Origin of the sequence: Haemophilus parainfluenzae, assembly GCF_003253005.1 — a bacterium.
In the GTDB taxonomy this organism is placed as follows: Bacteria; Pseudomonadota; Gammaproteobacteria; order Enterobacterales; family Pasteurellaceae; genus Haemophilus_D; species Haemophilus_D parainfluenzae_M.
In genome coordinates, this window is record NZ_QEPZ01000005.1 from 118,186 (window position 1) to 133,026 (window position 14,841).

Annotated in this window: 13 protein-coding genes; 7 read left to right on the forward strand and 6 right to left on the reverse strand. The window is 38.6% G+C overall.

The genetic code is table 11. The features are described 5' to 3' along the window. Nucleotides 1-49: 49 nt before the first annotated feature. Both mutS and DPV97_RS07300 read right to left on the reverse strand, forming a co-directional pair. Nucleotides 50-2,632: a DNA mismatch repair protein MutS gene (mutS, locus tag DPV97_RS07295; RefSeq protein ID WP_111382937.1), complete on the reverse strand. Its 2,583-nt coding sequence runs from the start codon at nt 2,630-2,632 to the stop codon at nt 50-52. An 84-nt stretch (nt 2,633-2,716) separates the two neighbouring features. Beyond that, nucleotides 2,717-3,433 carry an MgtC/SapB family protein gene (locus DPV97_RS07300; protein WP_014064479.1) on the reverse strand — a complete coding sequence of 239 codons (717 nt, stop codon included), beginning with the start codon at nt 3,431-3,433 and terminating at the stop codon, nt 2,717-2,719. A gap of 165 nt (nt 3,434-3,598) precedes the next feature. Here DPV97_RS07300 and rimO point away from each other — a divergent pair, with 165 nt between their 5' ends. From rimO to DPV97_RS07335, 7 genes are all read left to right on the forward strand, one after another. Then, complete coding sequence (rimO, locus tag DPV97_RS07305; protein WP_070713307.1) at nt 3,599-4,936, forward strand: 30S ribosomal protein S12 methylthiotransferase RimO; 1,338 nt, start codon at nt 3,599-3,601, stop codon at nt 4,934-4,936. Between the two features lie 39 nt (nt 4,937-4,975). Then, a complete protein-coding gene (locus DPV97_RS07310) occupies nt 4,976-6,964 on the forward strand; it encodes a UDP-glucose:protein N-beta-glucosyltransferase (RefSeq protein ID WP_111382939.1) in 1,989 nt (662 codons plus the stop codon). 167 nt (nt 6,965-7,131) lie between these two features. Beyond that, the gene (asd, locus tag DPV97_RS07315) at nt 7,132-8,247 is read left to right on the forward strand and encodes an aspartate-semialdehyde dehydrogenase (RefSeq protein WP_070713305.1); all 1,116 of its coding nucleotides are present in this window, start codon (nt 7,132-7,134) and stop codon (nt 8,245-8,247) included. A gap of 54 nt (nt 8,248-8,301) precedes the next feature. Further along, entirely contained in the window at nt 8,302-9,237 is a 936-nt protein-coding gene (locus DPV97_RS07320; protein ID WP_070713302.1) for an alpha/beta fold hydrolase, read from the forward strand. 121 nt (nt 9,238-9,358) lie between these two features. After that, entirely contained in the window at nt 9,359-9,541 is a 183-nt protein-coding gene (locus DPV97_RS09670) for a hypothetical protein (RefSeq protein ID WP_243585222.1), read from the forward strand. A gap of 383 nt (nt 9,542-9,924) precedes the next feature. Beyond that, on the forward strand, nt 9,925-10,380 hold the full coding sequence (locus DPV97_RS07330; RefSeq protein ID WP_049364259.1) for a DUF3290 family protein: 456 nt from the start codon (nt 9,925-9,927) through the stop codon (nt 10,378-10,380). Further along, nucleotides 10,380-11,015, forward strand: coding sequence for a DUF421 domain-containing protein (locus DPV97_RS07335; RefSeq protein ID WP_070713299.1), 636 nt, complete (start codon nt 10,380-10,382; stop codon nt 11,013-11,015). Before DPV97_RS07330 ends, DPV97_RS07335 begins: the two co-directional genes overlap by 1 nt. A gap of 716 nt (nt 11,016-11,731) precedes the next feature. Here DPV97_RS07335 and purT read toward each other — a convergent pair. The 4 genes from purT to DPV97_RS07360 form a co-directional block, all read right to left on the reverse strand. Next, nucleotides 11,732-12,913 (reverse strand): formate-dependent phosphoribosylglycinamide formyltransferase, encoded by a 1,182-nt coding sequence (purT, locus tag DPV97_RS07345; RefSeq protein ID WP_070713295.1) that lies wholly within the window; start codon nt 12,911-12,913, stop codon nt 11,732-11,734. A gap of 9 nt (nt 12,914-12,922) precedes the next feature. Then, nucleotides 12,923-13,426: an S-ribosylhomocysteine lyase gene (gene luxS, locus DPV97_RS07350; protein WP_070713293.1), complete on the reverse strand. Its 504-nt coding sequence runs from the start codon at nt 13,424-13,426 to the stop codon at nt 12,923-12,925. Between the two features lie 245 nt (nt 13,427-13,671). Beyond that, nucleotides 13,672-14,151, reverse strand: coding sequence for a YqaA family protein (locus DPV97_RS07355; RefSeq protein WP_070713290.1), 480 nt, complete (start codon nt 14,149-14,151; stop codon nt 13,672-13,674). Beyond that, nucleotides 14,151-14,750: a beta-phosphoglucomutase family hydrolase gene (locus DPV97_RS07360; protein WP_070713289.1), complete on the reverse strand. Its 600-nt coding sequence runs from the start codon at nt 14,748-14,750 to the stop codon at nt 14,151-14,153. Before DPV97_RS07360 ends, DPV97_RS07355 begins: the two co-directional genes overlap by 1 nt. Nucleotides 14,751-14,841 lie beyond the last annotated feature (91 nt).

Genomic DNA, 14,841 nt, shown 5'->3' on the forward strand with positions numbered 1-14,841 from the left:
AAGAGCGGTCATAAAAAACAATGAATTTTTTGACCGCTCTTTTTATTTCTTATAGCATTTTCTTCAATTGATACAGATAAGCTAAGGCTTGTTTTGGACTTAACTCATCTGGATCAAGTTGCTCAATGGCTTCGCGTAAAGCATCCGGTTCGGCTTCAAAAGCCAATTCACCTTGATGTTGATTTAACGCCCTTAAATGTTGAATTTGTTGATCACCATTTTGTGCCGACAATTTTTCTAATTGATGCAATTTTTGCTTCGCCAGTTTAATGACAGATTGAGGCACACCAGCCAGTGCTGCAACAGCAAGGCCATAACTTTTACTTGCTGCACCGTCTTGAACCGCGTGCATAAAGGCGATGGTATTGTTATGTTCTAATGCATCTAAATGAATATTAGCAATGCCTTCAATTTGTTCTGGCAGCGCAGTGAGTTCAAAATAATGAGTCGCAAATAATGTAAGTGAACGAGTTTTCTTCGCCAACCATTCAGCACAAGCCCAAGCTAAAGAAAGCCCATCATAAGTAGACGTCCCTCGTCCAATTTCATCAATCAGAACTAAACTTTGTGAAGTGGCTTGATGAAGAATATTCGCCATTTCTGTCATTTCTACCATAAATGTAGAACGACCCGAGGCTAAATCATCAGAGGCGCCAATTCGAGTAAAAATACGATCAATTTGCCCAATAACCGCACTATCAGCCGGCACAAAACTGCCTATATAAGCCATCAATGTGATTAAAGCTGTTTGACGCATATAGGTACTTTTACCGCCCATATTTGGGCCAGTAATAATCAGTAAATGACGTTGCTGATTGAGATTAACAGGGTTGGCAATAAAGGGGTCTTTTAAGACTTGTTCCACCACAGGATGGCGACCATTTTCAATTTTTACGCCAATTTCATCGCTAAATTGTGGTGCAACATAATTTAAGGTTTCTGCTCGCTCTGCTAAGTTAACTAACACATCCAATTCAGACAATGCTAAGCTGGCTAATTGTAATTGACCTAAATGTGGCAATAATAAATCAAACAATTCATCATAAAGTTGCTTTTCTAAAGCAAGCGCTGCCCCTTTTGATTTTAAAACCTTATCTTCGTATTCTTTTAATTCAGGAATAATATAGCGCTCGGCATTTTTTAATGTTTGACGGCGAACATAATGAATAGGTGCTTTATGGGCTTGTCCTTGGCTAATTTGAATGTAATAACCATGCACCGCATTAAAGCCAATTTTTAAGGTATCAATACCCGTGCTTTCTCGTTCGCGTTGTTCTAAATTTTCTAAATATTGCGTTGCGCCAGCGGAAAGGGTTCGCCATTCATCTAATTCTGCATTATAGCCTTCAGCAATAACGCCACCATCGCGAATTAATAATGGAGGAGTTTCAATAATTGCTTTTTGAAGTAGCTCGATTTGCGCGGAAAAATCATCAATTTGTGCAGAAAGTGCGGTCAAATTTGACGATATTTTTGTATGAATCAGTGATTTTATCGGTTCAATTTGTTCTAATGCAGTTCGTAAACGTGTGAGATCACGAGGACGAGCAGAACGCAGTGCTACACGAGCAAGAATCCGTTCCATATCCCCCACTTGTTGCAAATAAGGCTGCAATTCGTGATATAAATCTTGCTCAATAATTTCACCAATAGTTTTTTGGCGTTTTAATAGAATGTCTGTTTGACGGATTGGCTGATGAATCCAACGTTTTAACAAACGGCTACCCATTGGGGTAACACATTTATCTAATACCGAAGCAAGTGTATTTTCTGTGCCACCTGCAAGATTTTGAGTGAGTTCTAAATTTCGGCGTGTTTCGGCATCTAATTGAATATTATCGTTATTTTGAATAACACTAATGCTTTGAATGTGTGGCAGAGAAGCACGTTGAGTTTCTTTTGCATATTGCAATAAACAGCCTGCTGCTGCCAAGCCAAGAGGTGATTTTTCCACACCAAATGCACGTAAATCTTTCGTACCAAATTGACGATTAAGTTCTGAAATGGCAGTGCTGAGTTCAAATTCCCAAATTGGGCGACGGCGTAGACCTTTATAATGTTTGATAATAGCCATTTCGGCAAAATCTTCACAATAAAGTAATTCTACGGGATTAATACGCTGTAATTCAGCTTGTAAGGCTTCTTTTGAATGAGGTTCACAAAGCTGGAAACGACCAGACGTCATATCTAATGTGGCTAGACCAAATTTTTCTTTTTCCTGATAAACGGCCACAATTAAGTTATCTTGGCGTTCTGGTAAAAGCGCTTCATCACTTACCGTACCTGGTGTCACAATTCGTACAATTTTGCGTTCAACTGGGCCTTTTGAGGTGGCGGGATCACCCACTTGCTCACAAATGGCTACAGGTTCACCTAATTGCACTAATTTTGCTAAATAACCTTCTACCGCATGATAAGGCACGCCCGCCATAGGAATTGGATTACCTGCTGATTGTCCACGTTTCGTTAAAGAAATATCTAACAACGCCGCCGCTTTTTTTGCATCATCATAAAAAAGCTCGTAAAAATCCCCCATTCGATAAAATAATAAAATATCAGGATTTTCTGCTTTTAACTTGAGATATTGCTGCATCATCGGCGTATGCTGCTCAAAATTATCTTGTAAATTCATGATGTTATCCAGTTTAAGTTTTTAACTTTTTGTCTAGCAAGTAGTGGTTTTACGATAGAAGTAATGTGTTATTTTAAGTTGATTTTAATTTTCTACATCCACACTCAGTACTTCATCTTCTGTTTTTAACAGCGTATAGACATCTTTTAGCATTTCATTATCAATGTTGTAGCATCGTACTTGCAAGCGAACTTCGCCGCTAGCTTGGTCTTTGACTGAGATATTTTCAATGCGGTAATCGTGTTTCAATAATAAATCTGTCACTTTACTGATGCCATTAGCAGAGCTCAGTTGAATGGCTAAACGAGTACGTTTTTTATAGGTTTTACGACGAACATAACGTTGCACAATCGGGCTGATACGGATAGCGATTAAAATCATTAAAGTGGCAATAATGGCATCAAAAATAAAGCCTGCACCTGTTGCCACACCGATAGCCGCCGCAGCCCAAATAATGGCTGCAGTGGTTAAGCCTGAAATAGCATCATTTTTCTTGTGTAAAATCACACCCGCACCTAAGAAACCAATACCACTGATTACTTGTGCGGCAAGTCGCATAGGGTCAGTTCGAATATTATCTGAAACTTGCGCGTAATGCTCTGCGGCTTGAATGGAGACAATAGTCAGTACACAAGTCGTCACCGCAATAATGGCACAGGTTTTGACCCCAACAGGTTTGTGTTTAAGTTCACGTTCTAAGCCAATAATACCGCCAAGTACAAGTGCGAGTAGCATTTTCCCTAGGATAAGTAAATAAGCCGTCTGTTCAAGAGCGGTCGAAAAAAGAAAAGAATTTTCCATGTTAATAATGAATATGAGTAAATAAAAAAACAGGCATTATTCTACCTGAAAAAAGGAGTTTAATGGGCAAATTTACAATCAATTTACCTTTAATTTATCGCCTTTCGGCTTGAAATTGAGTAAAATCTAGAGCTTTGAAAGATGATGATAGCTGAGAATAAATTTATGCAAAAATCAACGCCGAATATTGGCTTTGTAAGTTTAGGGTGTCCTAAAAATTTAGTGGATTCCGAACGTATTCTGACTGAATTACGTACTGACGGGTATAACATTGTGCCAAGTTATGAAAATGTAGACTTGGTCATTGTAAATACCTGTGGATTTATTGATAGTGCCGTGCAGGAATCCCTAGAAGCCATTGGAGAGGCGTTGGAAGAAAACGGACGTGTGATTGTGACGGGCTGCTTGGGTGCGAAAGAAGATCAAATTCGCCAAGTTCACCCGAAAGTATTGGAAGTGAGCGGTCCGCATAGTTATGAAACGGTAATGGCACAAGTACACAAGTATGTACCAAAGCCAGAGCATAATCCTTACACCAGCCTTGTACCAAAACAAGGGGTGAAATTAACACCAAAACACTATGCTTATTTGAAAATCTCAGAAGGCTGTGATCATCGTTGTACATTCTGTATAATCCCTTCATTACGTGGGGATTTAGAAAGCCGCTCTATCACGCAAGTATTGGATGAAGCAAAACGTCTTGCTGACGCGGGTGTGAAAGAATTGTTGGTCGTTTCACAAGATACTTCAGCTTATGCGATGGATACACAACGCAAAGAAGGTGGCGTGAAAACGGCTTTCTGGAATGGTATGCCAATTAAAAATGACTTAATGACCTTGTGTAAACAACTTGGTAAATTAGGCATTTGGGTACGTTTACATTACGTTTATCCTTATCCTCACGTAGATGATTTAATTCCATTAATGGCAAAAGGTCTATTGTTGCCTTATTTGGATATTCCATTGCAACATGCGAGTCCAAAAATTTTAAAAGCGATGAAAAGACCAGGAAAAATTGACCGCACTTTAGAGCGTATCAAGCAATGGCGTGAGATTTGTCCAGATTTAACCCTACGTTCAACTTTCATTGTAGGTTTCCCGGGTGAAACAGAAGAAGATTTCCAAATGTTATTGGATTTCTTAAAAGAAGCACAACTTGATCGTGTGGGCTGTTTCAAATTTAGCCCAGTAGAAGGCGCTCCTGCAAGTGAAATGGCAGACCAAGTGCCTGAAGAGGTAAAAGAAGAACGTTTCCACCGCTTTATGCAGTTGCAACAAGAAATTTCGGCTGAACGATTAAAACAAAAAATTGGCCAAACGCTTGATGTAATTGTGGATGAAATTGATGACGAAGGTATCATTGGCCGTACAAAAGCTGATGCACCAGAAGTTGATGGCTTAGTTTATATTGAAAATCTAAGTGGTACGCCTGTGAAAGTAGGCGAATTTATTAAAGTAACCATCACCTACTCAGATGAATATGATCTGTGGGGAACCTATTAATTATTCATTTTATTTATTTTTTACCAAAGGAATTTATAAATGACAGAAGCACAAAAACAACCAAGTGTTATCCGTTTTGAACAGGAAGTAGCAGCAAAAAGCTATGAATCAGCTTGCGTTGAATTGCTGGATATTTTAAGCAAAATTGATACTAATTTTGGTGGCGTTGAAGGTATTGAAATTAATTATCCTAGCCAATTAAATGATGAATTAGTACAAGATAAAATTAAGCATTTATGCACCCGTGTAGCGGTAGCAATGAGTGAGTTATTTTCTGATCCTAAATTAGATATTTCTGAAGGTGGGGCACAACGTTTCTTTATCTTACAACGTTGGATTAATATGATTTTTGCATCATCGCCCTTTGTAAATGCGGATCATGTGTTGCAAGCTTATAACCGCAATCCAGATAAAACAAATTTATCAGATTTTCACTTAGATAGTGCAAGATCATCATTGATTAAATTTTGCATTTTGTATTTGCCTGAATCGAATATGAACGTCAATTTTGATGCTTTATGGAATTTAGATCCAGAATTATGCGCATCCCTTTGCTTTGCATTGCAATCACCACGTTTTATTGCGACTGATCAAGCGTTTTCTAAACGTAGCACCATTTTACAATGGTTTCCTGAAAAATTAACAACGATCGAAAACTTAAATAATGTACCAAGTTCAATTTCACATGATGTGTATATGCATTGTAGTTATGATGTTGCTGAAAATAAACACTGGGTGAAAAAAGCATTAAACCAAGTTATTCGTCGCCATTTATTACAAGGTGGATGGATTGATCGTGATGTCACTAAATTAGGTGAACGTGATGGTAAACCAGTAATGGTGGTGTTATTGGAGCATTTCCATTCATCTCATTCAATTTACCGTACGCATTCAACTTCAATGATTGCTGCACGTGAACGTTTCTACCTAATTGGTGTAGGTAATGATACAGTAGATGAAGCAGGCCGAGCAGTATTTGATGAATTTCACGTATTAGAAGGCAATAATATTGTCTCTAAATTAGATAATTTAAAAGTTATTTGTGAGAAAAATGGTGCGGCTATTTTTTATATGCCAAGTATTGGTATGGATTTAAACACCATTTTTGCAAGTAATACCCGTCTTGCACCAGTTCAAGTGATTGCTTTAGGTCACCCAGCTACAACCCATTCTGATTTTATTGAATATGTAATAGTGGAAGATGATTATGTGGGTTCTGAAAAATGCTTCAGTGAGCAATTATTGCGTTTACCAAAAGATGCCTTACCTTATGTACCTTCAGCGCTTGCGCCGCAACATGTAGAATATCGCTTACGTGAAAACCCTGAAGTGGTGAATATTGGTATTGCCTCTACCACAATGAAGCTTAACCCATATTTCTTGGCAGCATTAAAGGCTATTCGTGATCGTGCTAATGTGAAAGTGCATTTCCACTTTGCACTAGGTCAATCTAGTGGTGTGACGCATCCTTATGTTGAGCGTTTTATTAAATCTTATTTAGGCAATGATGCGACAGCTCATCCACATGCACCTTATGATCAATATCTCCGAATTTTGCATAACTGCGATATGATGGTAAACCCATTCCCATTCGGGAATACTAATGGCATTATTGATATGGTGACATTAGGTTTAGTGGGGGTATGTAAAACCGGTGCAGAAGTGCATGAACATATTGATGAAGGGTTATTCAAACGTTTAGGTTTACCGGAATGGTTAATTGCAAATACGGTAGATGAATATGTTGAACGTGCAATTCGTTTAGCTGAAAACCATCAAGAACGTTTAGAGCTTCGTCGTCATATCATTGAGAATAATGGCTTACAAACCTTATTTACAGGTGATCCAAGCCCAATGGGTAAAGTGTTACTTGAAAAATTTGAAGAATGGAAAGCAGCAAATTTAGCTGAAAAACCAAAGAAAAAAGCGACTAAATCCGCAACGACAAAAGAGAAGGCCACAAAGTCTACAACGACAAAGAAAAGTGCGGTCAAATCTGAAGGTAAATCTGAGCCGAAAAAACGGTAAAGAAAACCACGAAAAAAGCAGATAAATAATCAATAAATCCCCGAAAGGGGATTTTTTATTGATAAAAATTAAACAAAGCCTCATTTTTTCTAAAAAAACTTGATTTTGTAGCATAAAGCCTGTAATTAATAGAGCCATTCAACACAACATAAAATAAGGAAAAACTCATGAAAAACGTCGGTTTTATCGGTTGGCGCGGAATGGTCGGTTCCGTATTAATGGATCGTATGGTGCAAGAGCAAGATTTTACCAATATTAATCCAGTTTTCTTCACCACTTCTCAAGCAGGTCAAAAAGCCCCTGTATTCGCAGGAAAAGAGGCGGGTGAGCTTAAAAACGCATTCGACATTGAAGAACTTAAAAAATTAGACATTATCGTGACTTGCCAAGGAGGCGATTACACCAATGAAGTCTATCCAAAATTAAAAGCAACAGGTTGGGATGGTTATTGGGTTGATGCCGCTTCTGCACTACGTATGAAAGATGATGCAATTATCGTGCTTGATCCAGTAAACCAACACGTGATTTCTGAAGGCTTGAAAAAAGGCATTAAAACTTTCGTGGGTGGTAACTGTACCGTAAGCTTAATGTTGATGGCTATCGGTGGTTTATTTGAGAAAGATTTGGTGGAATGGATTTCTGTGGCAACTTACCAAGCGGCTTCAGGTGCGGGCGCAAAAAATATGCGTGAATTGATTTCACAAATGGGCTTATTAGAACAAGCAGTTTCAAGTGAATTAAAAGACCCTGCTTCGTCAATTTTAGATATTGAACGTAAAGTGACTGCAGAAATGCGTTCTGATAGTTTCCCAACCGATAACTTCGGTGCAGCATTAGGGGGAAGCTTAATTCCTTGGATTGACAAACTTCTCCCTGAAACGGGACAAACGAAAGAAGAATGGAAAGGCTATGCAGAAACCAACAAAATCTTAGGTTTAAGCGACAATCCAATTCCTGTTGATGGTTTATGTGTGCGTATCGGTGCATTACGTTGCCATAGCCAAGCATTCACTATCAAACTGAAAAAAGACTTACCATTAGAAGAAATTGAACAAATTATTGCATCACATAATGAATGGGTGAAAGTGATTCCAAATGACAAAGAAACCACATTACGTGAATTAACCCCAGCTAAAGTAACAGGTACATTAAGCGTACCGGTTGGTCGTTTACGTAAATTGGCAATGGGTCCGGAATATCTAGTAGCATTCACTGTAGGTGACCAATTATTATGGGGGGCTGCAGAGCCAGTTCGCCGTATCTTAAAACAATTGGTAGCGTAAGTTTTACTTTCACTACAAAGGGCGTATTTACTACGCCCTTTTCATTAGAAAATTATGATCAGAGAACCTCTTTTTCATCAATTTGCCCTTGCAGAGTTATTGCCTTTTTTTGAGCGATTTCCGACGCAATATCTTTCTGGCGAACGAAATATCAAATTGGCTTATCGTCATTTGGTTCAGCCTGAAAGTGCGGTCAGAAAATTGATGATTTTGGTGAATGGTCGAGCAGAAAATATGCTGAAATGGACTGAGTTGGCTTACGACTTTTACCAACAAGGTTATGATCTATTACTTTTCGATCACCGAGGACAAGGCTATTCACAGCGTATTATTCCTCAAAAAGGGCATTTAGATGAGTTTCGTTTTTATACCGATGATATGGCAAAAGTCATTGAAAAAGTGACCGCACTTTATGCTTATCAAGCGCAATATATTCTTGCGCATTCCCTCGGCGCTTTGATTTCCACCTATTATCTTGCCAATTACGATCATCATATTAAAAAGGCTGTGCTTTCTTCGCCTTTCTTTGGCGTTCCAATGAAACATCCATTACGAGATGAAGTCATCATTGCAACAATGATGGCATTTGGTCAAGGTCATCGCTATGTTTTTGGCAAAGGACATTACAAACCGGCAGATTTAAACCTTAATGAACTTAGCCATTCTAAAACGCGAATGAAATGGATGAACCGAGTTAATCGAAAACGCACTGCTATTCACTTAGGTGGCCCGACATTCCGTTGGGTACATTTGTGTTTAAATGCAATAAAAGCGCTCCCTAAAATCATTCCAAGAGTGGAAACACCCGTGCTTATTTTACAAGCGGAAAAAGAAAAAATTGTGGATAACAAAAACCTTGAAAAATTGACCGCACTTTTCCCGCATGCAGAATCTATGCTTGTACCTCAAGCAAAACATGAAATCCTTTTTGAAAAGGATAACGTGAGAAAAGCCGTGCTTGAACGCGTGAATCAATTTCTTCATTCTTAAAGATTATTTTTTAATCTGCATCAAATTTTATAAAAAACATCTCTTAAATCTTTAATTATACCAAATAAGTGGTATCTTTATGATCGCTATTTAATCGATTGTGTCACGGTTGTTATGTGTGATGCGTTATTTTTATTATTTATCTAGGAGCTATCCTATGGAAAGTAAAATTCCAGCAGTAGAAGTCAAACTTGGCTTTAAATGGCAAGGGCTGCTGATTGCCGTCATCGTTGGTTTAGGGATTTGGTTGATGCGTATGAATCAAAACCAGGTCCAACTGCTCGTCGTGCAGGTGCATTCTTAGCGATTGTTGTCTCTCAAATTGACACGATTACAATATCGAAAACAATCCTTTAAATAACAGTCTAACTTTTTGTGGTCAGATCATTTCGACCACACTTTTTTATTGAAGCAGCTGATCAATTACAAGTTAGATAATGGGTATTTCCAAATTTTATGTGGCTCTAAGATATGCTTGTATCGTTATAAAACATAAACAAGCTAAAGTTGTTAATGAAAATGGTGAGAATATAAATCAAATGAAATCGATGCTTTTTGCACGCGTTAGGAAATGCCGCGCCAGCGTTGGGAGATAAGCGTTATCGGGGAGCGAATTGGATGTAGGTAACAAGTCTTCTTTGTGATAAATTTATACCTCATTTTTTCCTTTCAAATTAGGAGTTCAAGATGTCTTTTTTCTCTTTTGCTTTTTTAGAAAATGCGATTTCTTTTCAAGGTTATCTTAAATATATTGCTATTTTTGCCTCACTGGGTGCATTGCTTGTAGTAACAAGCTTGTATTTACGTAATCGGTTAGAAACTAAATACCGCGATCTCAGTATTATTTTCCTTTTATTGATCATTTTATTACTTGGTGTGCAATATCATCAGTACCAACAAAATGAAGTCTATGTGGCGGACACCTCTCGTGTTGTTACCTTTTTAAATTCAGTGAAAGACAGTCAAAATTTACAAAAAGAAGATATTCGTACAAATAGCCGTACGCTGGCTAACGGGATGATTTTAAATATTCGGGATCAGTATTTCGAAGTTCATTTTAACAATGACTTTACGGCGTATTCCTTATCGCCAATTAACTTGGTGAACCCTAATGTTACTGTTATTGATAAGGAGGATAAATAATGGATGGCTACACATTATTAGGCTTAAAATTGGCCATGGGGATTGTTGGACTCGTACTTCAAATTAACTTAATGGGCAAAGGCAACCTCGCGCCGACCTCGGCGATGGATCAGGTTCAAAACTATGTGCTTGGTGGCATTATTGGGGGCGTGATTTATAGTGATAACATCGGTGTCTTCCAGTTTTCTTTGGTGCTTGTGTTGTGGACATTATTGATTTTCACTCTTCGTTTTATCAAGAATCATAACCAATTTGTTAAATCGTTGATTGATGGGAAACCGGTTTGGGTTATTTTAAACGGTAAAGTTCAGACGGCTGAGTGTATGAGAAATGGTATTGCCGCACATGACCTCATGTTTAAGTTGCGTGCCGCCGGCATTTATGAAATCAAGATGGTTAAACGTGCAGTATTTGAACAAAATGGGCAACTTTCTATTATTCAATATGGCGATGAAAACTTACGCTATCCCTTGATTATTGATGGGCAATTGGATGAGGATATTTTAGACGTGGTTGGGCGTGATGAAGAATGGGTTAAAGCAGAATTAGCGAAGCAAAATCTTACGGTTAATCAAGTATATATTGGGGAATACTTAAATGGTCAGTTAGTCACCCATTTATATGAAAACAAATAAAAGATTGACCGCACTTTGTAAGGTGATCTCAGATAGCGTGCGTTTCCTGATGCTTGTTTATATCTAACTAAAAATAGAAAAACTGAATTAAGTTGTTAATAAAATAGTAAAAATCTGAATCAAACGAAATCGATGTTTTAGGCACGCGTTAGGAAACGCGCGCCATCGTGGGGGATGCAATGTCATCAGATATGTTTGAACTTTTGATGAAAATAGGAGGTAAATAAAATGAGATACACCTTATTTCTTCTTTGTTTTATATTAAACGGATGTTGGTATTCAAACGGATGTTTTTATACTCTACAAATGGTTAATTGTGTTGATAAGGGGAAAGAATATCCATTAATTGCAGGGTATCAAAAAAAGAACTACTAGGACATACAAACTCAAAACAACGATGGAAAGATCTTGTTTCTTGTGGAGGAAAGTATGGTGATATAAATTTACACTACTATCCGCAAAACTATCAAATAAATGACAAAAGATATAAAAATCTTGATGAATGTATGAATACTAAGGGGTATATATATCTTTCTCCCGCTGAATGTGGCTATCAAGATCCTAAGAGGAATAAGGGAAAGTGTAACTTATAACGCATTGAATTTATTATTTAAATAGAGTGCGGTCAAAAATTTGGGAGTTTTTAAATTTTAAAAACAATCTGAAAAATGACCGCACTTTTTTGTATTTTCAACGATACCTATGCTAAGTAAACCTTATAATTTCACATCCAACTTCGCGTAAGCTCGTTCTACTTTTTCTACTGCTTTTTCCACAGAAATATCACGAGCGAGTAAGACACCTAAACGGCGATGGCCATTGATTTCGCCTTTGCCGAAAATGCGAATATTAGTATTCGGTTCAGCTAACACTTCGGCGATATTGCCAAATTGCATGTTTTTCGATTGACCTTCCACCACAATGGCTTTGGAAGCTGATGGGCTAATAAGGGTGATTTCTGGAATCGGTAAGCCTAAAATTGCACGCGCGTGTAAGGCGAACTCAGATAATTCTTGAGAAATTAGCGTGACCATTCCGGTATCATGTGGGCGAGGGGAGACTTCATTGAAGATCACCTCATCACCACATACAAACATTTCCACACCGAAAATGCCGCGACCACCTAATGCTGTGGTAATTTTCTCTGCTACGTCTTGTGCTTTTTTCAACGCTACATCAGACATGGCTTGCGGCTGCCAAGATTCGCGATAGTCGCCATCTTCTTGACGATGGCCGATTGGCGCTAAGAAACTGGTGCCGTTGATGTGGCGAACGGTGAGCAAGGTGATTTCATAATCGAATTTAACAAATCCTTCTACAATCACGCGTCCTGCGCCTGCTCGACCACCTTGTTGAGCATAATCCCAGGCTTTTTGTAAGTCGTCTTTGGATTTCAAAATACTTTGGCCGTGGCCAGAAGAGGACATAATCGGTTTCACCACGCAAGGAATACCGATTTTTTCAACCGCACTTTGGAAGTCAGCAAAGTTATCGACAAATTGATAAGGCGAAGTTGGCAAGCCAAGCTCTTCAGCGGCTAAACGGCGAATGCCTTCGCGATTCATGGTGAGCTTGGTGGCTTTGGCGGTAGGTACAACATTAAAACCCGCTTGTTCTAATTCCACTAGCGTATCAGTCGCAATGGCTTCTACTTCCGGCACGATGTAATCTGGGCGCTCTTTTTCCACTAAGGCTTTGAGGGCTGCACCATCTAGCATGGAAATCGTATAAGCTCGATGTGCCACTTGTTGTGCTGGGGCGTTTTCATAACGATCGACGGCAATTACTTCCACGCCTAAACGTTGCAATTCAATCACCACCTCTTTGCCCAGTTCACCAGAGCCAAGCATCATCACTTTGATAGCATTCGGGGTTAATGCTGTACCTAGGGTTGTCATGTTGTGTCCTTATTTTAAGAAAGATTCATCAAGTGCTAAATCGTCATTTTTATTAATCCCCACACCGCGAGCAATCACATTTTTAGCAATTTCATGTGCTTCTTCTAAAGAATGCTCGGTGTAAGTTCCGCATTGGTATTCGTTTAATTCAGGAATTTGGTTTTGATCTTGTACGGTTAAAATATCTTTCATAGAAGCTAACCATGCATCAGCCACTTGTTGCTCGTTTGGTGTGCCAATTAATGACATGTAAAAACCTGTACGACAGCCCATTGGGGAAATATCGATGATTTCTACATTGTCATTGTTTAAATGGTCACGCATGAAGCCTGCAAACAAATGCTCAAGGGTGTGAATCCCTTTTGATGGGAGAATTTCTTTGTTTGGAATGCAAAAACGAAGATCAAAAACGGTGATGTCATCGCCCTTTGGGGTACGCATTGTTTTGGCAACGCGCACGGCTGGTGCGTTCATACGAGTGTGATCCACTTTAAAACTGTCGAGTAATGGCATATTTATTTCCTTTAAAATCAGTGGTTTGTAAATTAATTGCAGGTTTTTGTAAATTTTTTACAATTTCTTTGAACTTTCCTTTTTAGCGTCGGTCTTATAGAACAAGCAACTTGCAGTTGTTTTAATAAAATTGGTTCCTTAGGTTATTTGCCCCTTACTTGATAAGGGGCTTTTTTTTATCTGTTGAATATCAATTCGTCTTTATTCTAGCCCACAATCAGGTTATGCACAAAGGCTATTCTCGGCTATGACACGAAAGGTAAACTGAAAAAGAGCAAGGCAATATAACGCAATCCTTTTCCAATCGTCATAAAAATCAAACAACTTAACCAATTCAATCGAAGCCAACCGGCTACCGCGCAAAATACATCCCCGATAATAGGCAACCAGCTCAATAATAAAGTGGTGGCGCCATAGCGTTGTATTTTGTTTATCGCCCATAAAGTGCGGTCATTTTTGCTGTCAATTTTCGGAAACCATCGACCAATCCAGTAAGTGGTGAGGCTGCCAAGTGTATTGCCTGCGGTTGCCAGAAAAACAAGCCAAAAAATATCCGTACTTAATAATGACCCAACCAATACTTTTGGCGCAGCAAGGGAGACAAACACAATTTCTGAATTACCCGGCAAGATGGTGGCACTTAAGAAAGCGCTGAAAAACATCAACCACAAGCCATAGGTTTGCCAAAAATCAGCCCAAAAGCTGAAAGAGAAAATGTCCCACATTAGGCTCTAATAATCTCGCGCGTTCTAACATCAAACACATCCATCCCTGCATTTAATCCCGCTTTTACGCCGAGATCAGCATCTTCAAAGACGATACAACGTGATGGTTCAGCTTTTGCCAGTTTTGCGCAGCGTAAAAAGGTTTCTGGATGCGGTTTATGTTCTTTCACATCATCTGCACTGACAATGGCGTTAAAGTAATGTTTGATATCTAATTTTTGCATCAACATATCAATCATTTGGCGGTTTGAACCTGAGCCGAGCGCAATTGGCTTTTGTTGATAGTAATGACGCACTACGTCAAAGGTTGGGAGTAATTTTGATTCTGTTGGAATCAATTCGTAAGAAAGTTTGCGTTTTGCTTGTATGACTTCATTTAAACGTTCTTGTGGCATACCGGCATCTTGCATAATAGCTGAGGCGATAGTGCTCACGGTTGCGCCACCTAAATCATACATAATTTGGCTGTTAAAACGATAACCAAATTGTTCCCCTACCATACTCCACGCGCGGGCGTGCACTGGCATGGTGTCGATTAAGGTGCCATCCATATCAAAAATAAGGCCATCATATTTTTCAAAAAGTCTGTTATCTATCATTTATTGCTTTCCTAGTTAGTAAATTTTTTCACTTTGTTTCAATTTTGTGATCTGTGCACTGGTAATTTTATGAAATAGCGGTAAAGTTATT

Coding starts and splice junctions, on each gene's coding strand:
- mutS (WP_111382937.1), bottom strand. CDS start 2,632: ATGAATTTACAAGATAATTTTGAGCAGCATACGCCGATGATGCAGCAA.
- DPV97_RS07300 (WP_014064479.1), bottom strand. CDS start 3,433: ATGGAAAATTCTTTTCTTTTTTCGACCGCTCTTGAACAGACGGCTTAT.
- rimO (WP_070713307.1), top strand. CDS start 3,599: ATGCAAAAATCAACGCCGAATATTGGCTTTGTAAGTTTAGGGTGTCCT.
- DPV97_RS07310 (WP_111382939.1), top strand. CDS start 4,976: ATGACAGAAGCACAAAAACAACCAAGTGTTATCCGTTTTGAACAGGAA.
- asd (WP_070713305.1), top strand. CDS start 7,132: ATGAAAAACGTCGGTTTTATCGGTTGGCGCGGAATGGTCGGTTCCGTA.
- DPV97_RS07320 (WP_070713302.1), top strand. CDS start 8,302: ATGATCAGAGAACCTCTTTTTCATCAATTTGCCCTTGCAGAGTTATTG.
- DPV97_RS09670 (WP_243585222.1), top strand. CDS start 9,359: ATGCGTTATTTTTATTATTTATCTAGGAGCTATCCTATGGAAAGTAAA.
- DPV97_RS07330 (WP_049364259.1), top strand. CDS start 9,925: ATGTCTTTTTTCTCTTTTGCTTTTTTAGAAAATGCGATTTCTTTTCAA.
- DPV97_RS07335 (WP_070713299.1), top strand. CDS start 10,380: ATGGATGGCTACACATTATTAGGCTTAAAATTGGCCATGGGGATTGTT.
- purT (WP_070713295.1), bottom strand. CDS start 12,913: ATGACAACCCTAGGTACAGCATTAACCCCGAATGCTATCAAAGTGATG.
- luxS (WP_070713293.1), bottom strand. CDS start 13,426: ATGCCATTACTCGACAGTTTTAAAGTGGATCACACTCGTATGAACGCA.
- DPV97_RS07355 (WP_070713290.1), bottom strand. CDS start 14,151: ATGTGGGACATTTTCTCTTTCAGCTTTTGGGCTGATTTTTGGCAAACC.
- DPV97_RS07360 (WP_070713289.1), bottom strand. CDS start 14,750: ATGATAGATAACAGACTTTTTGAAAAATATGATGGCCTTATTTTTGAT.